Origin of the sequence: Porcipelethomonas ammoniilytica (assembly GCF_025567485.1) — a bacterium.
Lineage (GTDB): Bacteria > Bacillota > Clostridia > Oscillospirales > Ruminococcaceae > Porcipelethomonas > Porcipelethomonas ammoniilytica.
Window position 1 is genome coordinate 73,251 of sequence record NZ_JAOQKH010000010.1, and the last position, 25,971, is coordinate 99,221.

At 39.1% G+C, this 25,971-nt stretch carries 27 protein-coding genes; 12 read left to right on the forward strand and 15 right to left on the reverse strand.

Features of this window, described 5'->3' with window-relative positions; translation table 11 throughout:
- Window positions 1-60 precede the first annotated feature (60 nt).
- The 3 genes from OCV67_RS09095 to OCV67_RS09105 all read right to left on the reverse strand — a co-directional run bounded on the left by OCV67_RS09095 (window position 61) and on the right by OCV67_RS09105 (window position 2,611).
- A complete protein-coding gene (locus tag OCV67_RS09095) occupies window positions 61-678 on the reverse strand; it encodes a TetR/AcrR family transcriptional regulator (RefSeq protein WP_147643670.1) in 618 nt (205 codons plus the stop codon).
- 209 nt (window positions 679-887) lie between these two features.
- Window positions 888-1,943 carry a HAMP domain-containing sensor histidine kinase gene (locus OCV67_RS09100; RefSeq protein WP_147643671.1) on the reverse strand — a complete coding sequence of 352 codons (1,056 nt, stop codon included), beginning with the start codon at window positions 1,941-1,943 and terminating at the stop codon, window positions 888-890.
- Window positions 1,940-2,611 (reverse strand): response regulator transcription factor, encoded by a 672-nt coding sequence (locus OCV67_RS09105; protein WP_147643672.1) that lies wholly within the window; start codon window positions 2,609-2,611, stop codon window positions 1,940-1,942. The genes OCV67_RS09100 and OCV67_RS09105 overlap by 4 nt, the downstream gene beginning before the upstream one ends.
- A gap of 174 nt (window positions 2,612-2,785) precedes the next feature.
- On the opposite strand from OCV67_RS09105, the gene OCV67_RS09110 reads away from it, so the two are divergent.
- The 3 genes from OCV67_RS09110 to OCV67_RS09120 all read left to right on the forward strand — a co-directional run bounded on the left by OCV67_RS09110 (window position 2,786) and on the right by OCV67_RS09120 (window position 8,201).
- A complete protein-coding gene (locus OCV67_RS09110; RefSeq protein WP_147643673.1) occupies window positions 2,786-5,803 on the forward strand; it encodes an ABC transporter ATP-binding protein/permease in 3,018 nt (1,005 codons plus the stop codon).
- A gap of 542 nt (window positions 5,804-6,345) precedes the next feature.
- Window positions 6,346-7,233: an aldo/keto reductase gene (locus tag OCV67_RS09115; protein WP_147643674.1), complete on the forward strand. Its 888-nt coding sequence runs from the start codon at window positions 6,346-6,348 to the stop codon at window positions 7,231-7,233.
- A gap of 167 nt (window positions 7,234-7,400) precedes the next feature.
- On the forward strand, window positions 7,401-8,201 hold the full coding sequence (locus OCV67_RS09120; protein WP_147643675.1) for a flavodoxin: 801 nt from the start codon (window positions 7,401-7,403) through the stop codon (window positions 8,199-8,201).
- Between the two features lie 98 nt (window positions 8,202-8,299).
- Here OCV67_RS09120 and OCV67_RS09125 read toward each other — a convergent pair whose 3' ends face one another.
- Both OCV67_RS09125 and OCV67_RS09130 read right to left on the reverse strand, forming a co-directional pair.
- On the reverse strand, window positions 8,300-9,424 hold the full coding sequence (locus tag OCV67_RS09125) for a LysR family transcriptional regulator (RefSeq protein WP_317235032.1): 1,125 nt from the start codon (window positions 9,422-9,424) through the stop codon (window positions 8,300-8,302).
- Window positions 9,425-9,529: 105 nt separating this feature from the next.
- Window positions 9,530-10,186, reverse strand: coding sequence for a Crp/Fnr family transcriptional regulator (locus OCV67_RS09130; RefSeq protein WP_147643676.1), 657 nt, complete (start codon window positions 10,184-10,186; stop codon window positions 9,530-9,532).
- Window positions 10,187-10,283: 97 nt separating this feature from the next.
- On the opposite strand from OCV67_RS09130, the gene OCV67_RS09135 reads away from it, so the two are divergent.
- From OCV67_RS09135 to OCV67_RS09150, 4 genes are all read left to right on the forward strand, one after another.
- On the forward strand, window positions 10,284-10,982 hold the full coding sequence (locus OCV67_RS09135) for an ATP-binding protein (protein ID WP_147643677.1): 699 nt from the start codon (window positions 10,284-10,286) through the stop codon (window positions 10,980-10,982).
- A 12-nt stretch (window positions 10,983-10,994) separates the two neighbouring features.
- The gene (hcp, locus tag OCV67_RS09140) at window positions 10,995-12,590 is read left to right on the forward strand and encodes a hydroxylamine reductase (RefSeq protein WP_147643678.1); all 1,596 of its coding nucleotides are present in this window, start codon (window positions 10,995-10,997) and stop codon (window positions 12,588-12,590) included.
- 295 nt (window positions 12,591-12,885) lie between these two features.
- Entirely contained in the window at window positions 12,886-14,817 is a 1,932-nt protein-coding gene (locus tag OCV67_RS09145; RefSeq protein WP_147643679.1) for a thioredoxin domain-containing protein, read from the forward strand.
- A 382-nt stretch (window positions 14,818-15,199) separates the two neighbouring features.
- Window positions 15,200-15,784 carry a tyrosine-type recombinase/integrase gene (locus tag OCV67_RS09150; protein WP_147643680.1) on the forward strand — a complete coding sequence of 195 codons (585 nt, stop codon included), beginning with the start codon at window positions 15,200-15,202 and terminating at the stop codon, window positions 15,782-15,784.
- 507 nt (window positions 15,785-16,291) lie between these two features.
- Here OCV67_RS09150 and OCV67_RS09155 read toward each other — a convergent pair.
- The 10 genes from OCV67_RS09155 to OCV67_RS09205 form a co-directional block, all read right to left on the reverse strand.
- Entirely contained in the window at window positions 16,292-16,723 is a 432-nt protein-coding gene (locus tag OCV67_RS09155) for a hypothetical protein (RefSeq protein ID WP_147643681.1), read from the reverse strand.
- Window positions 16,720-17,094, reverse strand: a complete 375-nt coding sequence (locus OCV67_RS09160; RefSeq protein ID WP_394802694.1) for a DUF7768 domain-containing protein — start codon at window positions 17,092-17,094, stop codon at window positions 16,720-16,722. The genes OCV67_RS09155 and OCV67_RS09160 overlap by 4 nt, the downstream gene beginning before the upstream one ends.
- A gap of 56 nt (window positions 17,095-17,150) precedes the next feature.
- Complete coding sequence (locus OCV67_RS09165) at window positions 17,151-18,443, reverse strand: DNA polymerase (protein WP_262644470.1); 1,293 nt, start codon at window positions 18,441-18,443, stop codon at window positions 17,151-17,153.
- Window positions 18,444-18,621: 178 nt separating this feature from the next.
- Window positions 18,622-19,695: a dockerin type I domain-containing protein gene (locus OCV67_RS13815; RefSeq protein ID WP_449580833.1), complete on the reverse strand. Its 1,074-nt coding sequence runs from the start codon at window positions 19,693-19,695 to the stop codon at window positions 18,622-18,624.
- Between the two features lie 54 nt (window positions 19,696-19,749).
- On the reverse strand, window positions 19,750-20,364 hold the full coding sequence (locus OCV67_RS09180) for a tetratricopeptide repeat protein (protein WP_147643684.1): 615 nt from the start codon (window positions 20,362-20,364) through the stop codon (window positions 19,750-19,752).
- Between the two features lie 30 nt (window positions 20,365-20,394).
- A complete protein-coding gene (locus OCV67_RS09185) occupies window positions 20,395-21,006 on the reverse strand; it encodes a hypothetical protein (RefSeq protein WP_147643685.1) in 612 nt (203 codons plus the stop codon).
- A 94-nt stretch (window positions 21,007-21,100) separates the two neighbouring features.
- Window positions 21,101-21,532 carry a YunG family protein gene (locus OCV67_RS09190; protein WP_147643686.1) on the reverse strand — a complete coding sequence of 144 codons (432 nt, stop codon included), beginning with the start codon at window positions 21,530-21,532 and terminating at the stop codon, window positions 21,101-21,103.
- Window positions 21,533-21,579: 47 nt separating this feature from the next.
- Window positions 21,580-22,518 (reverse strand): GNAT family N-acetyltransferase, encoded by a 939-nt coding sequence (locus tag OCV67_RS09195; RefSeq protein WP_147643687.1) that lies wholly within the window; start codon window positions 22,516-22,518, stop codon window positions 21,580-21,582.
- Window positions 22,519-22,525: 7 nt separating this feature from the next.
- Window positions 22,526-23,527: a Fic family protein gene (locus OCV67_RS09200; protein WP_147643688.1), complete on the reverse strand. Its 1,002-nt coding sequence runs from the start codon at window positions 23,525-23,527 to the stop codon at window positions 22,526-22,528.
- Window positions 23,524-23,808, reverse strand: coding sequence for a helix-turn-helix domain-containing protein (locus OCV67_RS09205; RefSeq protein WP_147643689.1), 285 nt, complete (start codon window positions 23,806-23,808; stop codon window positions 23,524-23,526). The genes OCV67_RS09200 and OCV67_RS09205 overlap by 4 nt, the downstream gene beginning before the upstream one ends.
- A 280-nt stretch (window positions 23,809-24,088) precedes the next feature.
- Here OCV67_RS09205 and OCV67_RS09210 point away from each other — a divergent pair, with 280 nt between their 5' ends.
- The 5 genes from OCV67_RS09210 (at window position 24,089) to OCV67_RS09230 (ending at window position 25,787) form a co-directional block, all read left to right on the forward strand.
- Window positions 24,089-24,463: a helix-turn-helix domain-containing protein gene (locus tag OCV67_RS09210; protein ID WP_262644473.1), complete on the forward strand. Its 375-nt coding sequence runs from the start codon at window positions 24,089-24,091 to the stop codon at window positions 24,461-24,463.
- A gap of 87 nt (window positions 24,464-24,550) precedes the next feature.
- Window positions 24,551-24,928: a hypothetical protein gene (locus OCV67_RS09215; RefSeq protein ID WP_147643690.1), complete on the forward strand. Its 378-nt coding sequence runs from the start codon at window positions 24,551-24,553 to the stop codon at window positions 24,926-24,928.
- Window positions 24,929-24,955: 27 nt separating this feature from the next.
- Window positions 24,956-25,162 carry a hypothetical protein gene (locus OCV67_RS09220; RefSeq protein WP_147643691.1) on the forward strand — a complete coding sequence of 69 codons (207 nt, stop codon included), beginning with the start codon at window positions 24,956-24,958 and terminating at the stop codon, window positions 25,160-25,162.
- Between the two features lie 268 nt (window positions 25,163-25,430).
- Window positions 25,431-25,580 carry an HTH domain-containing protein gene (locus OCV67_RS09225; RefSeq protein ID WP_262644475.1) on the forward strand — a complete coding sequence of 50 codons (150 nt, stop codon included), beginning with the start codon at window positions 25,431-25,433 and terminating at the stop codon, window positions 25,578-25,580.
- 24 nt (window positions 25,581-25,604) lie between these two features.
- A complete protein-coding gene (locus tag OCV67_RS09230) occupies window positions 25,605-25,787 on the forward strand; it encodes a hypothetical protein (RefSeq protein ID WP_262644477.1) in 183 nt (60 codons plus the stop codon).
- The last annotated feature ends 184 nt before the right edge of the window (window positions 25,788-25,971 follow it).

The window sequence follows — 25,971 nt, forward strand, 5'->3', positions numbered from 1 at the left end:
TTATCAGTTGCCAAGCATCCGAAAAAGCTGCCAGTAGCAGATTCTTTCGGTAATGGAGGACTACTGCCCCATGATCTTCATCCACCCTGCGGTGTAAAAATCATTTAGCTGCTGCAAAAACACCTTCGCATCTTCAAACGGCATTTTATGCAGAACCATTTCAAAAAAGGCATTTATCATCCCCGTTGCCATGATATGCTCCAGCCTTTCATCAATCTTAGGGACAGAAGCTCCAAGCTGCTCTAAAACATTATAATACTTATGGGTGGACTCTACCTCAAGCTCCACCATATCATCTATCATGCCGGCGTATTTCGTACCCTCCGAGCATTTCAGTATTAAATAAAACTCATCCATATGTTCAAAGGAATATGCCAGCAGATCATTCATGCATTCCGCAGACATCTTTCCCATTTGCTCCGGCTGCTTTTCCATGGGCAGATTTTCAAAAGATTCATGAGCCTGCCGATATCGGCTCATCATATACTCATAAGCCGGATCTACCAAAGCCGCAAACAGTTCTTCCTTGCTGTCATAATAGCCGTAAAATGCCCCGGTAGTCACGCCTGCGGTTTTTACAATATTGCGTAAAGAAGCGGCCTGAAACCCTTTTTCCATAAATTCGGCCTTTGCCGCCGTATGGATCATCTCTAATGTGCTTTTTTCCGATTCACCCATTCTGCCGCCTCCTTTGATATAACGGTGTTATATATCACTGTTACAGTATAACCTGCGGCTGCGTTTTTGTCAAGAGGATAAAAGAAATTTTGTATAAATAACCAAATATGAATTTATAGTATCCTATCCATTTGTTCAGCCTATAAAATCCAAACCACAGAAAAGCTTCCAATATGGAATAATTTAGTCACACACCCTGACACGTCCGCTTATAGTTGTACCATGAAAACAGAACCCTTTCCAGGTTTGCTTGTAACAAATATTTTACCGCCGCATCGGTTTAAAATTTCTTTGCAGAGTGCTAAACCCAGTCCGTTTCCCTGGGCTTGTCTGGAAGTATCACCTTGATAGAATTTTTCAAAAATATGTTTCATAGTTTCCTGTGTCATACCAATACCGTCATCACCGATAAAGACCTTATAAGAACTGCCGTCTTTTTTAAGATGAATAGAAACACAGCCCCCATCATTGGAAAATTTAATGGCATTACTAATGAGATTTACCCATACCTGAAACAAAAGTGATTTCTGTCCAAAATATTCGGCTTCCGGCAGATCAATATCCAGTTCAATATTCTTTCTGCTCCATTTAGCTTCCAATATTACAATTGCTTCCCTTATCTGTTCGTCCAGACGGAATGAAACCGGAGGATCTAAATAAGTCTGATTTTCTATCTTAGAAATTCTCAGAATATTATTTGTTAGGTCATTGAGCTTGTCAATATTAAAAAATACCTTTTGAATATATTCTTTGCGTTCTTCTTCAGTCAGTTCCGGATCTTGAAGAAGTGTGACATATCCCGTAACAGAAGACAAAGGCGTCTTGAACTCATGAGATACATCGGCAATGAAATCATTTCTTATCATTTCTACCGAGTTAAGCTCCTTCGCCATATTATTAAAATTTTTAAAAAATTCTGCAAATTCTTCAATTTGCCCGTCATATTCAAGCTTTACACTATAATCACCATTGGCAATTTTTTTGAGAGCCTTGTTTATCTGGTTCAGCGGATTGAAAACCTTCATTATCATAAAGTTAGAGGCGACAGCAGATAAAATGATACACAAAACGCAGAGCATGAAAATAATAACAGATGGATTTTTAATCCGATTTATTGAAAATCCCAACTGTTCGAGCAGTCGGATAATAACAAAGGCTATAAAGCTGAATGTAATAATAATACTGAAAAAAAGAAATCTTGTCCGCATTTTTATTTTTATGTATTTTTTTGATTTGCACTTTTCCTTGTCTTTGTTTCTATTCATTTTTTCACCGCCCGATAGCCAAGCCCACGGATAGTAACAATTTCAAAGTCACTGTTATTTTTAAATCGCTCTCTCAGACGGCTTATATGAACATCCAGAGTATGCGAATCAACATATTCTTCAATACCCCAAATATCGTCAAGAATTTGCTGACGTGTAAATATCTGTCCCGGATAGGAAAGCAGCTTGTAAAGCAGTTGGAATTCTTTCAGAGGAAGTACCTGTGAACCGTTTTTATCTGTTACTGTGCAAGAATCATATTCAATTAATGTATTGCCGAAAGCAAGCTTTTTTTCGCTTACGCTTTTGGCACGTCTGAGAAGTGCATTTACTCTCAGCAGCATTTCATTAATATCAATTGGCTTTACCATATAATCGTCTGCTCCCGCATTAAAGCCGTATTGCTTATCCATAATATCACCTTTGGCGGTTATAATTAAAACAGGTATTTCGATCCTGCTTTCTCTTAGCTGACGCACAAAATCAAATCCATTAGTACCCGGCATCATAACGTCCGATATGATAAGGTCGATATATTCCTTTTCTAAAATATTAAGAGCATGCTGTACATTTTTTGCCCCGTATGCCTGATAATTATTTCTTATAAGAGTTTTACAAAAAAGATTCTGCAAATCAGCGTCATCTTCAACAACTAATATCTGAAACATTCGTTACACCTCTTTTGAAATTCTGGCAGTATTATATTATACCGCTTTTTATTATAAATTGCAAACCTCAATGAAATCTCAATAAAACCTCAATAAAAATTGAGATAAATTTGACCTGTAATTGAGAAAGCCATTTTATAATAACTTCATATCAAAAAGGAGGTATATAAATATATGCTGGAACTAAAGGGTATAAAGAAAGATTATGCTGCCGGAGAAAATACGGTGCATGCGCTTAAGGGAATAGATCTTAAATTCCGTAATCATGAATTTGTATCTATCCTGGGACCTTCCGGATGCGGAAAAACCACAATGCTGAACATTATCGGCGGTTTGGATCAGTATACGGAAGGCGATCTGATAATCAACGGACGTTCTACAAAGGATTTTAAAGATAAGGACTGGGATACATACCGTAATCATTCAATCGGTTTTGTATTTCAGAGTTATAATCTGATACCACATCAGACAGTACTGCAAAACGTTGAGCTTGCGCTTACTCTTTCAGGCGTTTCTAAAGCAGAGAGAAAAAAGCGTGCAAAAAAAGCTCTGGAAGAAGTAGGACTGGGAAATCAGCTTAACAAGAAACCAAGCCAGATGTCCGGCGGACAGATGCAGCGTGTTTCAATTGCAAGAGCGCTTGTAAATAATCCGGATATAATTTTGGCTGATGAGCCGACAGGTGCACTGGATACCAAAACCAGTATACAGGTAATGGAAATACTCAAGGAAGTATCCAAAGATCGGCTGGTTATTATGGTTACCCATAATCCCGAGCTTGCTGAAAAATATTCTACAAGAATTATCCGTATGCTTGACGGTTCTCTTACTGATGATTCTGTTCCGCTTACAGAAAAAGAAGTACAGTTGGAACAGGTTCAGGATCAAATGTCACAGGAACAGGAAAAGGATAAAAAGAAACCTTCCATGTCGTTTGGGACTTCATTTTTGCTTTCTTTGAAAAATCTGATTACCAAAAAAGGCCGTACCGCGCTTACTTCCTTCGCAGGAAGTATCGGTATAATAGGTATCGCATTGGTTTACGCAGTGTCTCAGGGATTTACGGAATATATTGACGATGTGCAGGAAAATGCACTGTCTTCCTATCCGCTGACTATTGAAAAAACTAATACGGATCTTAGCGCCATTATGGAAACCTTTATGGGACAAACAAATGATAATGCAGATCATGAAAATAATGCCGTTTATGAAAATTCTTCCATGTATAACATTGTAGAAACTTTTAATAATCTGGATTCTACTGAAAATGATCTTAAATCATTTAAATCTCATATTGATTCTGAATACGCAGACAATGAATCAGAGTTACATAAGGCGCTTAACGGTGTACAGTATAGCTATGATTTAGATCTGCTTGTTTACACTGAAAATGTAGATGGTACAATTATTCCTTCTGATGTAAGCAAGCTGTTAACAAATCTGTTGATGGAATATATGAACATAGATATGACTTCCATGCAAAATTTAAGAAGCAATTCTTCTATTATGAATTTGGATAATTCTCCTATGTCATCTATGGGCGGTATATCTGTAAACGTATGGCAGGAAATGCTTTCCGGTGACAACGGAGACCCAGTTAATGATATTCTGAAAAAGCAATATGATGTAGTATACGGTACTTGGCCGTCAAAATATGACGAAGTTGTACTTGTGCTGGATGAAAATAATGAATTGGACGATACTACTCTATATGCTCTTGGACTGGAATCTGAAGAAGAAATGGGTAAGATCATTACCGCAGCTATGGACGGTACAAAACTGGAAGAAAAGTCATCGCAGAAATGGTCTTATGAAGAAATATGCAATATGGAGTTTAAAACGATCCTTAATTCCGACTGCTACAGCTACGATGAAAAAACAGGTCTGTATACTGATCTGCGTGAAACAGATGCAGGTCTGAAATATTTATATGATAATGCTCTTCCGTTAAAAGTTTCAGGTATAATCCGTCCGAATGAAGACGCAGAAACAACCATGCTTTCAGGATCTATCGGCTATACCAGTGATCTGACAAAATATGTGATTGAAAACAGCCATAATTCAGATGTGATAAAAGTGCAGCTTGATGATCCTTCTAATGATATTTTCACAGGTTTACCATTCCATGAAACTACCGGAGATCTGACAGATGAAGAAAAAAATACAGAATTTAACGCTTATCTTGATTCATTGGACGATAAATCAACAGCAGCCGTATATGTACAAATGATGAGTATTCCGACAGAAGAACAGCTTGACGCTTCGGTGAAGGAAGCAATGAATGGAATGACACGTTCTGATATGGAAACTGCTATGACTCAGGCGCTTACAGAGCAAATGGGTATGTCTGAATCAGATGTTTCTGATTATATTGCAGATATGAGCAATGAAGAAATAACCGATTCCTTTACACAGATGATGGCAGAACAGGTAAAAGTTCAGTATGCACAGCAGGTTCAGGAACAAATGTCGACAATGACACCTGAAGAACTTGCAGCGGGATTCCAGCAGCTGAAAAACTCCCTTACTGCAAAGCAGGGAGCAGTATACTATGACTCAATACTGGAATTTTCCGATTCCACTTATGAAGATAATCTGAGTGAAATGGGATATGTGGATCTGGACGATCCAAGCGCTATTAATTTGTACGCATCCTCTTTTGCAAATAAGGATGTTATAACGGATGAAATAGAAAACTACAATAATTCAGTTGAAGAAATTGAACAGATTCAGTATACTGATTACATTGGTTTAATGATGTCCTCTATTACTACTATTATTAATACTATTACATATGTATTAATTGCTTTTGTAGCAATTTCATTGATTGTATCTTCAATTATGATTGGTGTTATTACGCTGATTTCCGTTCAGGAACGTACCAAAGAAATCGGTATTCTCCGTGCAATCGGTGCATCAAAGCGTGAAGTATGCAGCATGTTCAATGCCGAAACAATTATAATCGGATTGATTTCAGGCGTGTTTGGTGTTGCCTTGACATATATTCTCTGCATTCCGATTAATGCTGTTATTCACAGTCTTACCGGTATCAACAATCTGAGTGCATTTTTACCGATTCCGGCAGCAATCGTTCTGATTCTTGTCAGTGTAGCATTAACGCTTCTGTCTGGTTTGATCCCTTCCAGAAGCGCTGCAAAGAAAGATCCAGTAGTCGCTTTGCGTACAGAATAAAAATTGTTCTTAGATATAACTATAAATAAAACCGTAGAATAAAGCGTAATATCGCTGACGGAGAATATAATTTTTTACAAAACCCACAGGCTTTAGCCTGTGGGTTTCTTCTTGTGTTTCAGTTGTCTTATTGGTATGTGAGATATTGTACAGAGCATGAGTTCAAAAAACTATATGCCACCAAAAAGCCGACTATTATCACAGTACCGGAGATGAACTTCCTCGCTGTAAGAGGTCAGGGAAAACGGTACATGTAAGCAAGTATTTACGCCTAACTTCAGGAATAAATATACATGAATAAGGATAATCCCGTTAATAATTATTAGTCTATATTATAATAAAATTATTTTTCAATCCATCCCTTATTCTCCATCCAATGTATTGCTTGTGATCTGAGCGCAGTAGGCAAAGGATATTTGTTATATGGTATAAACCTAAAGGTTAAAGCGTAGAAACTATTTTATACTTCACAAGCAGATAAATCCGGGATATAATAGAGATATCAAAACACGAACCAATGGTTCTGAAACGGAGGTCTTATCATGGAATATATTACATTAAACAATGGTATCAAAATGCCTATGCTGGGTTATGGTGTGTATCAGGTTACAAAAGACGAATGCAAGCGATGTGTACTGGACGCACTGGAAACAGGCTATCGTCTTATTGACACAGCTCAGAGCTATTTTAATGAGGAAGAAGTCGGACAGGCACTGGCAGAGTCCGGCATTCCCAGAAGAGATATTTTTCTCACCACTAAAGTCTGGGTAGAGCATTACGGCTATGAGGAAACAAAAAAATCTGTGTACATTTCCCTTGAAAAATTGAAAACAGAATACCTTGACCTAATGCTGCTACACCAACCTTTTGCCGATTATTATGGTGCATACCGTGCACTGGAAGACCTGTATACCGAAGGCGTAATCCGTGCAATTGGTGTTTCCAACTTTTATCCGGACAGACTTGTGGACATTGCAAATTTTGCCCGTATTGTCCCTATGGTCAATCAGGTGGAAACACATCCGCTGAATCAGCAGACAGAAGCTATGAAGTGGATGAAAAAATATGATGTGCAGATTGAGGCATGGGCACCTTTCGGTGAAGGCAGAGGTGGTTTGTTTGAAAATGATGTACTGACTGCCATCGGAAAAAAATACAATAAAACTGCTGCTCAGGTTATGCTGCGCTGGAATTTGCAGCGTGGAGTGGTAGTACTTCCAAAATCCACTCACAAGGAACGAATGGAGCAAAATTTCAATGTATTTGACTTTTCTTTGACAGAAGAAGATATGCAGAAAATTGCTGCAATGGATACACAGACAAGTGCATTTTTCTCACACTATGACCCAAACATGGTAGAATGGTTTGCGAAAATGGTAGAGGAGCGAAAGCAGCAGCATGACAGTTCCAAAGAGAAGAAAAACTGGTAAAGTCTGTTTTCTGAATACGTAATCCTGCTATGGAAGGAGTACAACATCTTTTATCTGATGCACGGAGGTTAGAGTAATGAAATAAATACGTTCAGAACTCCGGACAATACTTCCAATTTCACGGAAATCATGAAATGGTTGTTCAATCATTAAAAGGAGGTTTTCTTATGAAAAAACGATTATATGTGACTGTTGTAATATTTATTTGCTCAGTAATATCTGTCTTTCCGGTTAGTGCAGATACAGCAATAACACAAAGCCTGTCAGAATCCAAAACCCTGGTTGCCTACTACTCTGCCAGCGGAACTACCGACCGGATTGCACAATTCATTGCAGAAGAAATGAATGCTGATACGTTTGTCATCACTCCGGTTGACGAATACACAGATGCTGACTTAGACTGGACAGATTCTTCCAGCCGTGTGGTAACAGAACACAATGATCCGAACCGACATACAAAACTTGTCACAGTAACGCCTGAAAGCTTTGACAATTATGACAATATTTTTATCGGTTATCCCATCTGGTGGCAGGAAGCTGCATGGGTAGTCAATGACTTTGTAACGGAAAATGATTTCACCGGAAAAAATGTCATTCCGTTCTGCACATCCATGAGTTCTCCATTAGGCGAAAGCGGCACAAAACTTGCTGCAATGGCAGGTACCGGTAACTGGCTGGAAGGAATGCAGTTTACAAGCTATTCTTCACAGGAACAGGTACAGGAATGGGTAAATAGTCTTGATCTGTTCAAACCGGATATTCATAGGGGTGATGTCAATGGTGACGGCAATGTAAATGCTGGCAACGCTGCGTTTATTGCTAAAAAGCTTGCAGAAGCATCCATTTCAGGAGAGGAAATAACCGTTGAAAAATATCCTTATGCTGATTTTAATAATAACGGAAAAATATCTGCACAGGACGCAGCAATGATTGCAAAATGGGTAGCAGAACAGGCACTGAAAAAATAAAAATTTAAGCGGACTGGAAAGTCCGCTTTTTATTGTATTCAGAACCCCCAACTTGCCGGGGATGCTTATTTAGACAAGTCATTTTATTTTCCGATCGGTTAGTTTTCTGAGTGATTTATTACCTGTGCAACGGCATCTAAAAATCGTTTTACGGTGGGCGATGGATTCGGAGAATGCAGCAATCCAAAAGGAATTGTATAATCCCAGTCTACAGGAAGAACTTTCAGCAAAGGGTGAACATTTGCCCAGTTGTCAATACATATCATCAGCTGATTGCCATTTTCACACTGATTAAAAGCGCTGACCGTAAACATATCAAAATCCACGATGTTTATCTGTGAATGATTCTGTAACAGTTCATCACGCATTACATCAAGATATGTATTCCAGCCACGCTGAATCATCATAAGGTTTTTGCCGTGTATATCAGATACGGTAATATGTTTTTTCTCAGATAAGTCATTATAAATAGAAACTGCACAGCGTATCGGCTCATGTGATATCAAAAAACCTGCACATTTTCTGGATTTCAAAAAACCGTCATCAAACAGTCCGGCTACAATATCAATATTTTTTCCGAGATTTTTCAGAATTTCTCTGGAATTTTCCGGTGTGTTTTCAAAAGGAACAAGCTGGAATTTGATGTCCGGACAAAGTGCATGAATCTGCGGCCACATATCCATAAGAAATTGCCCCGGAGTCATAGGCGAAGTTCCTATACGAATTATGCAGTCCTCGTTTTGCATAGCATTTTTGGCACGGCTGACGGAATCATGACAATATTGTATAATGTATTTTGCATCATGATATAAAGATTTTCCCGCATCAGTCAGCAAAATCCCACGATGGGTACGAGTGAAAAGCTGAAGATCCAGAGAAGACTCCAATAAATTGATCTGCTTGACTACGGCGGGCGGAGAGATGTAAAGTTCTTCTGCCGCTTTATTGAAACTGCCGCAGTCTGCTACTTTAAGAAATGTTTTCAACTGAGGATTATACATAGAAATACCGCCTTTCTGATAGATTTTATTGTAGCATAATTCTTGATTATTTTCAAGAGCAGTATTAACCTGAAGGACCTCGGTGTAATACCATGTTTGCAGATAATCACATCCAAGACGGGATAAGTCCTTTACACTTTTTTGTTTCAAAAATTCATCATTATCAATGATGTTCATATTGCAATATGTTGATATACCAAAGAGTAGTAGCATAAACACCATTTTCTTCAAACAGAACAAAGGCCTCCGATGCTATCTACTTTACACCTATTTGTCAAGTACTAAAGATGAGGTATATAAAAATTTCACTCAGCCTTCAAATTGAATTTACAAAAATCTGAAAAAGCTCCGTTTACATTCAATCACATTTTCTTTTCTCAGCTTGCTGATTTCCGCAGACAGTCCGCTCCTGTCAACTTCGAGAAAATCCGCAAGCTCCTGCCTGTCATATGGAATGGTAAAGCTACTGCCATGCTGCTTTGCCTGAATCATCAGATATGCCATTAATTTTTCCCTCGTGGTACGTTTAGATATGATCTCAATTTTCTGATTTAAAAGCAGATTTTTTGCAGCAATGGATTTCATCAGATTAAAAATTATTCTGCTGTGAAATTCGCAGGTATTACAGCATGGATGTAAAATTTTTCTGCTGTCAATAAGCATAACCTCGCATTCTTTTTCAGCAATCACATTCACAGGAACGGACTCCGTTTCCGCACAGGCAAAGGATTCCCCGAAAAGCTCTGAAGGTTTAATGGTTGTGACAATACTCCTGTTGCCGTAAAAATCTACACGAACGATCTGTGCCGTCCCGGACAGCAGAATACCCATGTGAGATGCCGTTTCACCTTCCGTAAAGATATACTGATTTTTCGTATATGACATCACTTCTGCTCCCAGACAACTTAGCATTACCAGAAGATTTTCATCCTCTATGCTTTCAAACAACTTACAGTTTCTCAGTATTTCCAGATACTTCTTCATAATAAATCTCCATTTGTTGAAATTTCAACATACTTTTTTCTTTGATTATACTATAATGAAGTCACAAGGTCAAGAAAAAATCAACGGAGGTTTTGTTATGATACGAAAAATTATAAAAATAAATGAAGAAAAATGTAATGGCTGCGGTGCTTGTGCCGCTGCCTGCCATGAGGGTGCTATCGGAATGGTAGACGGTAAGGCGAAGCTGCTCCGTGAGGACTACTGCGACGGTTTAGGTGACTGTCTGCCGACTTGTCCAGTCGATGCGATCACCTTTGAAGAACGTGAGGCGCCTGCTTATAATGAAGCGGCAGTGCTTGCGTCAAAAGCAAAAAAATCACCAGAAGTACTTCCTTGTGGCTGTCCCGGAACACAGTCAAAATTTATTAAAAGAGAGGAAGCTGATCCTATTTTTGAAAATTCGCAATCTGTCAGTCGTCTTTCCCAATGGCCGGTACAAATAAAACTTGTGCCTGTGAATGCGCCTTATTTTGACGGTGCAAACCTGCTGATTGCAGCAGACTGTACAGCATACGCCTATGGAAAATTCCATGAGGATTTCATTAAAAACCGCATTACGCTGATAGGATGTCCCAAACTGGATGAGGGGGATTATACCGAAAAGCTGACGCAGATAATTTCAAACAATAACATCAAAAGCCTGACAATTGTTCGCATGGAGGTGCCGTGCTGCGGCGGTATTGAAAATGCGGCAAAGCGTGCATTACAAGCAAGCGGAAAGTTTATTCCATGGCAGGTTGTGACAATTTCAACGGACGGGAAAATCATTGATTAAAGGAGTATGATTATGGAAAATAAAATGTTTTGTTTTCAGTGTGAGCAGACTGGATGCAGAGGCTGTACAGGAAATACCGGCGTTTGCGGAAAGAAAGCAGATACAGCAAAATTACAGGACGAACTGACAGGTGCTCTTATCGGTCTGGCACGTTCGACTGAGGGTAACGAACATCTGATTAACAGCAATACCTATAAGCTGATCATTGAAGGGCTGTTCACAACTCTTACCAACGTAAATTTTGATGATATATCAATTAGAAATCAAATAGAGCATGTGCATCAGGAAAAGGCAAGGCTTATTCCGAATTGCAGAGGCTGTGCTTCACCATGCGGTAAAAACGATGACTATGAAATGAGTGAGCTTTGGAATGCGGACGAAAATATCCGTTCCCTGAAATCGCTGATTCTCTTTGGTCTGAGAGGTATGGCGGCATATGCATATCATGCAATGGTACTGGGCTATACAGATGACGAGGTTAATCATTTCTTCATTGAGGGACTTTTTAAAATCGGTCTTGACCTGACTATGGAAGAATTGATCCCTATTGTGATGAAAGTAGGGGAGATAAACCTGAAATGCATGGATCTGCTTGATAGAGCAAACACTGAAACCTACGGAAATCCTGAGCCGGTAACAGTTCCGCTGAAAGTGGAAAAAGGTCCGTTTATTGTGGTTTCGGGACATGATCTGAGAGATTTGCAGCTTCTTTTGGAGCAGACCAAGGACATGGGAATAAACATTTACACCCACGGAGAAATGCTGCCTGCCCATGCTTATCCGAAACTGAAAAAATATCCGCATCTCAAGGGAAATTTCGGTACGGCATGGCAGAATCAGCAGAAGGAATTTGACATTATTCCTGCACCTGTTTTGTTTACAACCAATTGTATAATGCCGCCGAAGCCAAGCTATGCTGACAGAGTTTTTACAACAGAAACAGTTGCGTTTCCCGGTACAGTTCATATCGGCGAGGACAAGGATTTCCGTCCGCTCATCCAAAAGGCGCTGGAGCTTGGCGGATATGCCGAAGATATGGAATTTACTGGTGTCAACGGCGGAAAACAAGTGACAACAGGCTTCGGACACCATGCAATCTTGTCAAATGCCGATAAAGTTGTTGCCGCCGTGAAAGCGGGAGCAATACGTCATTTCTTTTTAGTAGGTGGCTGTGACGGTGCGAAATCCGGCAGAAATTATTACACCGAATTTGTAAAGCAAACGCCAAATGACACAATTGTACTGACCCTTGCCTGTGGAAAGTATCGTTTTAATGACCTTGATTTAGGTGAAATCGGAGGACTTCCAAGACTTATGGATATGGGGCAGTGCAATGATGCATACGGAGCGATCAAGGTGGCGACTGCTCTGGCTGAAGCTTTTAACTGTGGAGTAAATGAACTGCCCCTGTCCTATGTGCTGTCATGGTATGAGCAGAAAGCGGTTTGTATTCTTTTGACACTGCTTCACCTTGGAATCAGAAATATTCGTCTGGGTCCGTCGCTGCCGGCGTTTCTATCCAAAGATGTGCTTGCATTTCTGGTGGAGCATTATGGAATTGGTCCAATTACAACACCTGAAAATGATTTGAGTACTTTAATGAAATAATATCTGATAAGGCATCAGAAAAGCTTGTCTGGAAAAATCCAGCCAAGCTTTTTTATTTGTATTCAAGCTCGAAGCTTACTCGCTCACTTGTAAATCCGCATAAAATTTCATTTTTATATTCATAATGTCATACTGAATTGACGAAATGTCGTGCAAATGCAATGTTTTATTCTCATTACTGCATTTGAAATAGTCTTTTTGCTGCATTTTACCGCCTCCGTATGTATTTGTTCCAAATTTAGTATGACTTACTATACAATGGATATACTAACAGAAAACGATTGGAGGCAGCAAAATGAGCAATCACCTGAAAAATGCTACAAGTCCCTATTTATTGCAGCACGCAGAAAATCCTGTAGATTGGTATCCGTGGTGCAAGCAAGCTTTTGAAAAAGCAAAATCAGAAGACAAACCGATTTTTCTCAGCATCGGTTACAGTACCTGTCATTGGTGTCATGTTATGGCTCATGAGAGCTTTGAAGATAAAAAAACAGCAGAAATTCTGAATCAATATTTTGTTTCCATTAAGATTGACCGTGAGGAGCGTCCTGATATTGACAGTGTATATATGTCGGTATGTCAGGCATTCACAGGCAGTGGAGGATGGCCTATGAGTATTTTCATGACATGGGATAAAAAGCCATTCTTTGCCGGCACATATTTTCCACCGAAATCCCATTATGGAATGCCGGGATTTCCCGATTTGTTGGACGTAATTGTAAGTCAGTGGAATAATAACCGCAGGAAGCTTTTACAGTCTGCCGAACAAATCATTACGCATCTGAAAAGTGCAGAATCAGGTGATAAAAATATAGATGATGAAGAATTGATTAAGCGGGCAATGCAAATATTTTCAGAAAGTTTTGATGAAATCAATGGCGGATTTAGTTCAGCACCCAAATTTCCAACACCGCATAATCTGCTGTTTTTGATGCTGTATGCAAAGCATAAGCAGGATTCTGACGCTTTGAAAATGGCAGAGAAAACGCTCCTACAAATGCGGAAAGGCGGCATTTTCGATCATATCGGCTATGGATTTTCGAGATACTCCACGGACAAATATTTTCTTGCACCGCATTTTGAAAAAATGCTCTATGACAATGCACTTCTGATAATTGCTTATTCAGCAGCTTATTATCTTACAAACAACGAGATCTATCTTGATACGGCAGAAAAAACGACGGAATATATTCTTCGTGAAATGACCTCTGCTGACGGAGGATTTTACAGTGCGCAGGACGCCGACAGTGAAGGTGTGGAGGGAAAATATTATACCTTTACACTTGATGAAATCATTAATGTATTGGGAGAAGAAAAAGGCAAGCGATTCGCAGAATCTTTCGATATTACCTCAAACGGTAACTTTGAGGGAGTGAATATTCTCAATTTGCTGAAAAGCAATGATTTAGAATCTGATTTCAGTGAGGAAATACACAAACTTTATGATTATCGTAAAAAGCGCACAAATCTGCATCTTGACGATAAAATTCTGCTGTCGTGGAATTCTTTAATGATCGCAGCGTTGTCCATGTTTTACAGAGTTTCACGCAATGAAAAATATCTGAACGCTGTTGTCAATGCACAAAAGTTTATTGAGGAAAATATGTGTGATGGTGTGCAGCTTTTCACAAGCTGGCGTGATGGAAAACACTCCGAAAAAAGCTTTCTGGATGACTATGCTTTCTATATTGCATCACTTATAGAACTTTACAATTCCACACTGGACAAGATCTATCTGGAAAAGGCAGAACGATTCTGCGATGAAGCGGTTAGACAATTTGAAGATTGTCAACGCGATGGTTTTTACCTCTGTGAAGCTAGTTATACAGAGATTTTCATGAATCCTAAGGAAACCTATGACGGAGCAATTCCAAGCGGGAATTCTGTAATGGCATACAACTTTGTTCGTATGTTTCAGTTGACGGAAAATGAAAAGTACAGGAAACTTACTGAAAAACAGTTTGAATTTTTATCTGTACAGGCGCAGGATTATCCGGCAGGGAATAGTGTGTTTCTGCTGTCAAAGCTGCTGTATGAAAATCCACCGGAGCATATTGTAATTGCTGTCAAACACAAATCCGATTTTCAGGAAATACAGAAAGAACTCCCGTTTCTTGCAAATGTATCAGTTGTGCTGGACAGCGTGGATTATCCTCTGAAAAACGATAAAGTGACCTATTATGTCTGTAAAAACCATACCTGTTCGCCACCGACAAATATACTATAATATAATAATAAAAATGCTCCTCCCGAAAAATCTGAAAGGAGCATTTTATATTACATTTGTTTTCTTTAGGCAAAGTGAATGTTTCTATATTAGTGAACGGTATTGAAAATTGTCTCAGGAAATATTTTTCATCTGTAAAATTTCCAGTCCGTTTGCAACTGATTTCAGCCAGTTTCGAAAGTGTAATCATAATCATCTGGAGAGTTGCATGCATATCTAAATCAGGAAAGTAATATTAGCCATTTTATCACTTACTACATCCGAGCCTTTGACGGCTACGACAGCCAAGGTGAACAGATTGTACGTTCTATGACCTGGAAACCTTCTGAAAATCTTACACCAAAGCAAATAGAAAAAGAGTTACAGCGCCAGGCAATTATGTTTGAAGAAACTGTCAAAAAAGGTACTTGTTTTGACTGTAACACTCGCTTTTCAAAATATGCCGAAATCTGGCTTGAAAATAACAAGCCCCCGCTACTTGCTCCTAAAGGATCTGGCAGAAGCCGCTGAATTATCTGTATCTACCATCAAAGAACCTATCAAATGGAAAACCGCTATGTACCTGCTGATATTCAGTGGTATGAGACGTGGTGAGTTTATGGGACTTGAATGGTTCGATATTGACTTTGAAAACAAAGTAATACATATCAAGAGGACAAGTCAGTATGTCCAGCATATGGGAATTATTACGAAATCCCCGAGAAACGAAACTTCTTATCGTACCGTAAAGCTATCCGAATTTATGTTTGACCTGATTCGTGAATATCAGCAATATTGGCTGAAACTCCGTAGTGATATACTTGACCGCTGGTGTCATTTTATCACAATAAAGTTACAATCCCCATTCCCAATCAAGCCAAAAACAGAAAGCCGAATAACACAATCTAAGCTCCCTTTCATTCTGAAAGCAAGCTTTTATTATATTAAAAACTTTTCTCAAAAATCTGGAAAAAGTGGAATTTCATAGTGATAATGGAAATGAAGCAAAATTTATATAAAAAATAAGCATCTCAAAATCTTCTAAAATGCCCGTTTTATAGCTGTATTCCATCACTAATTTTTAATATTTAACTTACTATGCCAACTGAAAAATACACTTGACAAATCCAGAAAATAGAGTAAAATAGAGAAAACACTCAGCAAAACCAAAGGGATAATTGACCTCAACCCTTTCTTTTTGCTTGAGTGCTTTTTGATTGGCTAAAGACTCAACAAATGATACAATGCACCCTATGCAATTCGGATATGTAAAAGGGTGCATTTTGCACCCTTTTTGAGAAGTTTCAAGATATATGAAATTTCTCTTCTACAATCTATACGCTTTGTAAAAATACCGTTATTCTATATGATCATATCAATATCCGTTTCACCGATACCGAGTTGGAGGATATTGTGAACAAGTGCCGACCATTTGGCTATAAGAGCAAGTCAACCTATGTCCATGATTGTGTAAAGGCAATAGCTTGGTGCTATACTAAAAAAGTGGACAGCAAAAAGCGAAAGATGGTATAATAATAAAAAAAGGAGAGAAACACATGGAAAACACCAAGTATACATATGTACACAAGGATTTCCGGGTTTTGATAATCATAGACGGCGGCAGAGGAAACGCATCGATGAGCGCCTGTTGTTCCTCGAAAGATTTGTCATCCATTTCCACAAACTGTGCATTGATACGGGTGATACTGTCATCGGTCTGACCGCCAGAGTTTACCACGAAAAAAATACCGTGATTTTTCTTATTATGTTCCCTCAAGGTTGACTCTATGGCAAAGAATTTTCCTGCTTCCACGGACATTTTTGCACCTGTGAAGATGCCCTCCTTTCTATCATCAAAAACACGCAGATTTACCGTATCATCGGGATTAAACATGACGTTTATGACATCCTGTGCCGATATATTCAAAAGACTTCCTCCATATCTTCCGTGAAATAACGAATCGGCGTATGCCTGCGTTTTGCCCACTTGATCTCCTGTGCCATGCCCTCAGAAACATGACTGCCGAATACCCATAATTCCACACATTTGGTCAGCATCACATAATTCATGAACATTGCCGTCTGCCGTTCTTCACCAAGTGTATCGTCCATAAATTGTGGAAAAAGCAGATGAGGTGCAAAGGGAATACTGTGATGTCTGACGGCAAAACGGCTGTATTTACGTGCATTTTCAATGTTCTCATTTGTATTGCCACGATAGGGAGAACAGATATATACCAGAGGGCGAAAGGCGGCTAATCGCCGTGCTTTCCGTTCCTCGCTCTCAAGTCTTTTCATTGCTTCAAATTCTGTAGGCGAGAAATATCCCTCGCTGTTATGTGTCGATGCCAAACTCATCCCTCCAGTTCCTCTAAATTTCCAAAAGACTCTCCGGCAGATGCTTCCGCCACAAGTGGCAGATCAAACTCAGGAAACGGCTGCTGTTCCATACATTCACGAATAAAAATTACCGCTTCATTTAGCTTTTCCTTCGGAATAATAAATGTCAGTTCATCATGGATCTGCAATATTGGTTTCAGCCAAGGACGTGACGGCAGTCCCTCTAAAATACGCACGATCGCAAGTTTCAGAATATCCGCAGCCGTTACCTGAATCGGTGTATTCAATGCACAGCGTTCCGCAAAGGATTTCAGTCCCCAGTTTTCACTGCGGATATTCGACAGATAACGTCTGCGTCCCAGCCATGTTTCGATATACATTTTTCCTGCGGCATCACGTTTTGTTTCTTCTTGCCACGTTGTCAGTGCAGAGTATCCGGATTTTAGGTTTCGGATAATGGCTTCACACTCGTCCACGGATTTTTCCACACCAGCCTTGAATTTCAACGTACTTTGCAGTCCTTTCGGAAACAATCCGTAGAATGTGCCAAAGTTTACGTTTTTGACGATAGTACGCTGTTCCTTGTACTCCTTGCGGTGCTTGTCCTGTGCTTCTTCATAGGTACAACTGAAAATAACGGACGTAGTCGCAGCATGGATATCACCGCCATTTTTGTAGGTTTCCATCATGGTTCTGTCACGGCAGTAGAATGCTCCCACACGCAGTTCAATCTGTGAAAAATCCAGTGACAGGATAAGATGATCTTCCGGTGCTTTGATAAAGTTTCGTACTCTGATAGGGTCATTACTTTTGCGGGGAAGATTCTGGGCCTTGGGTGTCTTACAGTTCATACGTCCCGTTTCCGTAGAAAGTGCAAAGAAATCCGGATGAATCCTGCCTGTTGCAGAATTCAGATATTTCAGGTATCCGTCAATGTAGGTGGACTTGATCTTGCTCCATTTTCGACATTCCTGCACCAACGTGAATAATGACGAAAGTTCAGGGCGATTTGCATCGCACCATTCTTTTAGCATGATCATGGAAGCGTCATCTGCCGCTTCTTTGTTGGATGCAGTTACTTTCATAACAGGCAGTTTCAAGGTCTGATACAGATAATCCTCGAACGCCTTTGTACCACAGTTTGCTCCGATTTCAACATCACCGATAAGCATAATTATCTCGTTCCTGATACGCTGCATTTGCTGTTCTGCTTCCTGCTGACGGGACTTCATCAAGTCTGCATCTACAGGCACACCGTTGTGTTTCATAATACCAAGATACACTGCTGTAGGTGTGTTGCTTGACACGCAAACTGCAAAAAAATGACAAGCAAACTGCAAAACTTTTGACACGCAAAATAAAAAAAGACCGTTTAAAGGTATATTTTTTCCTTTAAATGGTCTTAATTTCTAACCGATATTAAAAAAACTTTCTTCATCTTGAAATACTAAAAACCGGCAGGAAATGATCCTGCCGGTTTTTCATTTATTGTTTATTAAATTTCTGCCTTAATACAACGAGATCAAAAGTATCAACAACACCATCATAATTTAAATCAGCTAAAATGGCGTCACCTTTATTTATTGAACCATTACCTAAAAGATAATTTTGCAGAAGAATTAAGTCGGTGGCATCGATAGTTCCATCTTTATTTATGTCTCCTAACATATAATTGGATAACGGAACAGGACCATAATCATATGTAAATAATATTGTAGGACAACTTAAACTCCAAGACGAGTGAGCACCACCTAAGGCTTCCACTTGAGAATCACTTAAAAGGAAATAATCATATTTGCGATTGCCTACACCTTTTCCATCATCCCATGTAGCATCAACATGAAAATAATGATCTCCCAGTTTTATTATATTCCATCCATGAACTCCTGATTTAACAACAAAATATGACTCTATTCCGGCAGCTTTGGTTAACAAGTAATATGCTCTGGCATATCCGTCACATACCGTTGTACTATACAAAAAAGCCGAATAGTCAACATGATTCTTTAAATCTGATGTTGTTTCATGGTCATAATCTACAGCATCGCAAAGCCAATCATGCAAGGCTTTGGCTTTCTGTGTATCATTCATTGAACTGTTCGTATAATCTGAAACCACTTTAGAAGCAAATGCGCTTGTATATATATTCATAAAACCTACATTATTTGACCTTCCAAATTGATTTATAACAAAATCATGTAATTCCCCATCAAATAGAGGATATTGATTCTTTGGAGGTATAATAGTAACCTTTTTTCCATTAATATAATTTAAATTTGTACACTCATCAAATGCAGATGAATCTGAGGTGATATTTGTTGAAGCTGCAATTAAGACTGCGGGATTTGAGAGAGAACAATGGTATGTCCCAAGCTGAAATGGCGAAACTGCTGGGATGCTCTCAGCAGACCTATTCCCGATATGAATCCCATACCACAGAAATTCCGCTGGAATTCCTGATTTTTCTTGCCAATTACTATGATACCAGCGTGGATTATCTGCTTGAAATAACAAATCATGATGAAGCTTATCCCAGAAATAACGTAAAATGACCGTCAACAAAAAATCCCACCGAAAGAGAACTCTACAATTCTCCATCAGTGGGACTTATTTTTATATTTTCGCTTTTAACTTTTCCAGTTCATCTATAAAAGCTGAACGTCTTGGATAATTCTCTTTTAATTTCTCAATTAAGGGCATTACATCAGCTCCGCAATTGAATAATTTCTTGATTTCTCTGCAAACATTTTTATACTGCTGTCGATTAGATGACTGACTTGCATGACGTTCGATTTCTGTTATACACAGCGGAAAAGTAACATCCGAATATTTATTTCCAAACTTTTCTGCATAACAAAGAGCAATGGAAGGATACTTTTTCATATGCTCCAATAAACGAAACTCCTGGTTCTCCTTCCATAAAATATCTGCAAAACTTTCATAGGAAACAGAATGTTCCAGTTCGTTAAGCAAAACCGAACTTTCCTGTTCCCATCTGCCGGATCTCTGAAGAAGCTCCTTATACATACCATAATATTTCGCTTCATGCCTATCAACAAGCAATTCATGAACCAGGTTTATCTTAGCCTCATCATTTTCTGATTTCTCGTATACTTCAAGCAGTAATTCAAACCACTCTCCTGCCCAAAAATTATCTCGTTCTTTTTCATCTATGATTTCATTACATAACTTTTCAGCGTGAGAATAGTTTTTACTTTCTATTGCCATTTGAACAGCAACTTTACGCACATCATGATACTACAAATTTTTGTTTGCATATTCCTCCGCAGCACAAGTTCCATCGACAGCTCTGATTGCTTTTATTCTCACAAGACAATTCCATTCCTTGTAAGTGGAATATTTCTGATTTTTACGTTTGTCGACAATTTCATCAAGAATCCCGTACAGCTTTAAAACATTTTCCTTTGTAGATAAATTCGCCGCAGAAATCAGTATAGAATAAGAAAAATCCTCCCAATCATCAAAAGCTGTATTCTGACTGTCATTAAGCGCCTGCGAAAAAATCTCAGAAGCCTCCGCCGTACCTTTTATTTCTTCTGAATTGCAGATTTTTTCCATCAGCTCTTCAGCCTGCCACTGTACATCATTGACACATCCGGAACTGTTGTCACCTTTGCTTGCCAGTTTTGCATTATTCATGACAACCAGAGTTATCATCGAAAAAGCAAGAAAATATTCACCCTCATAGACAAATTTCTCAGCCTCGTTCAGAATCTCCATGAAAGTATTACAGATGTCGATGCACCCGTAATATCCAATAGAACCTTGTTTCGTACCACGCCGTTTCGCATCAGCTATTTTTGCACGAGTCTCTGACATTGTTGTTTTATATTTTTCTGATTTTGACATAGTTTTTACTTCATTCCTTCAAAGATATCAGTACAGCCCTTGTGATTTCCAGACTGTCGGTATGTATCGCTATCGTAGACAAACATGATTTTTGTCATTTCATATACTCCGCCAGTGCCTTTTTCAAAAACTCATATCGTAAGCGTTTTTCTTCTTTTACAAAATGGACCTCCCGAAACTGCTCAGGATTATTTTCATATACAAGATTCTCATCCCCGAACTGCTCGCTTGTCAGGTCAAAAACACAGTCGCCGATCACATTGTAACAATGATAATTGCCGCCGTCACGCAGTATTCCATAAACTTTTCCACCGAAAATATCCTGCACCAGAAATGCGGTTATGGAGCATTGTCCGAGAGTTTTGTTATCCGGTGTCCAGTTATCCCTTAATCTTGGAGCACAGGTGTCTGCAGACCATATTTGCGATAGAGCATCATATAAGTCAAGCGGTGAATGAATTTTCGGATATGTGTTGTTGATCGGTTTCACCGTTGCCGTTTCCCAGCCGTAAAAATAATATTTCATGTAGACCTCCTTAATTAAACACCAATCCTTCTGAAAATCATTTGTCATTATTTTGTATACAAAATCCAGACTGAACCGTCTTTCATATTCTTACATTCAAGCATTCTAAACTCTGTCAAATCTGAATCAAAGAACAGCGGTTTATCATCTTTATCCGTAACAATCGGAGCGATAACCTGACTGATATTGTCAACTGCTCCCGCACGAAGAAATGCACCATTGATAATACTTCCACCTTCAAGAAGCAACTTTTTGATTCCGAAAATGATGTAAAGCTTATTCAAGGCAAGATTGATATCAATATCATCTTTGCCTGCAAAAATGTAGGAAACTCCGATACTGCGATAATAAGCAAGCATTTCCTTTGGCGTTTTTTCACTCAACACCTCAATGATATGACAGTCATCATAACCGAGATCATCATCATGAATTTTGCTGTCCATCCAGCCGACTTTGCCATGGCGATCAAATGATACTGCGTAATAATCGTGCTTCTGAGCAACATAATCCTCATAGGGAATATCCGCACCGGAAAACTCAGATAAATTCGGCTTGAAGCCATTGGTAAAGCTTGATTCCATTGTTACCCGACCGCAGGCAAAGGCATCGCCTTTCAGCTTTCTGTTCAATTCGTAGTAGGTTTCACTTACCTGTGTGCCGACTTTCCCAAAGAGAAAATCTCCGGTCACTTTTCCGTCTATCGAGGTCACCATATGGCATATCACAAGCGGACGCAAACCATGTTTCTCAATATATTTTTGTGCGTAAGAACAAATGGCTTTTACTTCTCCACCTCTTGCATTGATTTCATTCAGACAAAGACGCATCAGTTTTCCTGCAATCCCCTGTCCTTGCATTGACTCATCAACCTTTGTTGATTTTATCTCGTAGACATTATTTTCTCTTTTCGGGAAAATAATCTTTCCTACTTCTTTGCCGTTATCGTCAATACAGCTTATTTTGCTTTCAGAAGTTAAAAATTTCATTTCAATGTCACTTCTTCCGATATTTCTGATTTTTACTGTTTGGCTTATCTGGAATTGTACGTTCAATCAATTTCTTATCAAGTGCAGGAGTCAGGTAATTCTTTCTGAAAGTCGGACGGTGCGACAATCCAAGACGCTTCATGATCTCAGCAGCTGAAAGTTCCTCATTCCCTAACACAGAAAGCAATCTGTTGATCGGATTATCTTGATCGGTTACTTGGTCGCTGTCTTGATCGGTTGATCGACCAACAACCGTTGTATCTTTAAGAGTGTCCCGAATAATTTCAAGCATAAGATCTACAAATACAGCACTGTCTGCCGCTTTATCCGACTTTCCGAGTGCATCATAATATTCTGCCTGTTTTGACTGAATCAATTCCTCAACAGGCAGCCAGAAAAACAATTCCTTCCACTGTCCAAGCAAAAGACTATGCCACATTCTGCCCATGCGACCATTCCCATCCTGAAATGGATGAATAAACTCAAATTCATAATGGAAAACGGCACTTTTTATCAATGGATGCATCTCAGAATTTTGATACCAATTGAACAAATCCTGAATCAGTTTTGGTACAAGATGAGCAGGCGGAGCCATATGAACAAGTCTGTCACCGTCAAACACTCCAACTCCACCGGAACGGAATTTTCCATTCTCAGGAACAAGTCCTTGCATCATCAGCTTGTGAGCAGTCAGAAGATCTTCCACAGATTCTGGATTCAGACGAAGCATCATTTCATATGCTTCATAGGCATTCTGTACTTCTTTTATATCGTTCGGATTTCCCAGCACACGTTTTCCATCCAGAATCGCTGTAACCTGATCTAAAGATAACGAATTATGCTCAATAGCGAGTGATGAATGAATCGTTCTGATTCGATTTTCACGTCGAAGGTGTGGGCTGATGATCCCTTCCTGCAATACTGTGATTCTTCCGACCTGCTCGCTGATTTCTGCAAGAAGTGTAATAGTTCTGTCCGTCATATGAAATGGTGGTTTATATTCGCTCATTTGATTGTTCCTCTTACTGTATTCGGCATAATTTCATAGGGGTTTATTTTAAGAACACTGCAAATCGACAGTCCGATTCTCATGCTTGCACTGGAAAGACCTCTTTCATTTGTTTCAAAACGTTGATACTGCCTAAGCTGTATCCCCGCCTTATCCGCTACTTGCTGCTGCGTTAGCCCCAGCATTTCTCTTCTGTCACGAAGAATACCTCCATCGGTTTGCACGGTAAGATATCCAGGTACATCGGATTTTTGCATTTGTATCGGAATAAAATCTGTCATAATGTAACCCTCCTCATTTACGACCACGCGGTCATAAATATAGTATACGACATATTGGTCGTATTGTCAAGATGTTATACAAAGAAGTTTTTCAAAAAAATTTCTATAACCCCTTGACAAAGAGACGCAAGTGTGCTATAATGCAAATATGCTTGTAAGCACTATTGCTAATAAGCATATCAGATTCACCATTGTGAATGAATATTACGCCCCTGAATGATGAAAATGTAATAAATGAAATGAAAGTGAATGGGCGATTGAAAAAGTAAAGGTGAACATTATGATGAATTCTTATCAAAATTTCGGAGAGTTTCTCCAGAAAAAACGTGAAGAAAAGCAAATTACACTTCGCAAAATGGCAGAACTGTTAGGTTTTTCAGCACCATTCTTAAGTGATGTTGAAAAAGATCGAAGAAATCCACCGGATATGAAAAAACTGTCAATGCTTGCAGAAATCCTGCAATTGTCAGAGGAAGATAAATCTCTGATGCTTGACCTTGCCGGAAAGAAACGTAATTCTGTCGCACCGGACTTGCCGGAGTACATCATGGAAAGAGATTATGTGTCCGCTGCACTGCGTACAGCACGTGATCTGGATGCTGGTGAAGAGGAATGGATGCAATTTGTCGAAGAGCTGAAAAAGCGAAAAGGATGATCTTCAATATATATAGTCCATGTTTCCAAACGAAAAAGAGCGGTGTACCTGTTTTAACAATATATCGTGGAGTTTCAACCTGATATTTTGAAAAATCCCTCTCCTGTCGATATTGATGGATTTCTTGAAAATTATCTTGGTACCACTCCGGATTACCATAATGGCATCTATCTTGGTATGACTGTATTTCATGATACAAACTGCATTCCGGTTTATGACTTGGCAAACAATCGTGCAGAATACATCAGTGCAAAAGCTAATACGGTGATTTTCGACAGTCGCTTGCTGGAAGAAAATCAGGAACACCGATATAGGTTTACTGCAGGTCACGAAGCAGGTCATGTTGTATTTCACACACCGTATTTTGCATATGATCCGAATCAACGCAATCGTCTTTTAACTAATCAACTATTACAGCGGGTTTTCCGCCCGCTGTTTATTTATATCCATCATGCAAGCTATTAAGCTTATATCGTAACAAAGGAGGCATCTATGAATAAATCAAAACCTAACATGATTTACACGCCAAAATTGAAAATTCCGCTTGGTGAGATCATTTTAAAACAAAATGGTTCTCATGTATTGAAAATCAAAAAGCCTAATAAATCGGAATACGAGGAAATCACGATTGATTCCCTGATGTCTCTGATTTACAGCAGCAAAAATGAAGATAATACATACAGGGATTCCGATTTCTGAGAAACCCGTATTCTTCAAATAGACAAGCTCAAAACGAGCTGAACCGATATACCGAGTTCTGCCGGCTGAGCATTCGATAGACTATGTTCTACGAATGTTCAGCCGGCTTTTTCTTTTCACAAGGTGCAAATCGTTATGGATCATATAAGACTGATATCTCACTCAAATCAAATTGTGAATATTTTGTAAACTCCATTCAAATAGGAAAAAACCTTTCCTATTTGAATTTTACAATGATTTCAGACAAAGGGAAAGGAGGCGAAAGGCTGTGACTGCTACAGAACGCAGAGAAGAAATTATGAAAATTCTCGTGGCAAGAAGATATGAGACAATGAGCGTACTTGCCGCAGAATTAGGCGTGACAACACGCACGATCCGCAGCGATGTATTAAAGCTCACAGCTGAGTACCCTCTTTAAACAACTCGCGGAAATGGCGGCGGTGTGTCTGTTCCGAATGATTATCATCCATACAAAAATAAATTGTCATTGGAACAGATAAAGGTTTTGGAACAACTAATGGAAACGGCAGATGAATACCAATCTGAAGTTGTCCGCCAGATTCTTGCAGAATTTAGTTATCTTCCCTATCGTCAAAAACATAGCAAAAAGGAGGTCAACCCATGAGCCAAATCAAATTGTTACTGGACATCACCGCAGATGTCCGCCACCTCGGAGACAGTCTGGATGGACCATAGTCAATAATCTGGACACAAAAAGGCGAAAAGAATTAAGAAGAAAGTAAAGATTTTTCAAAATGAATGGGCGACAAATAATTAATAGCCGAGTGAATGCGATTAAGATTATAAAA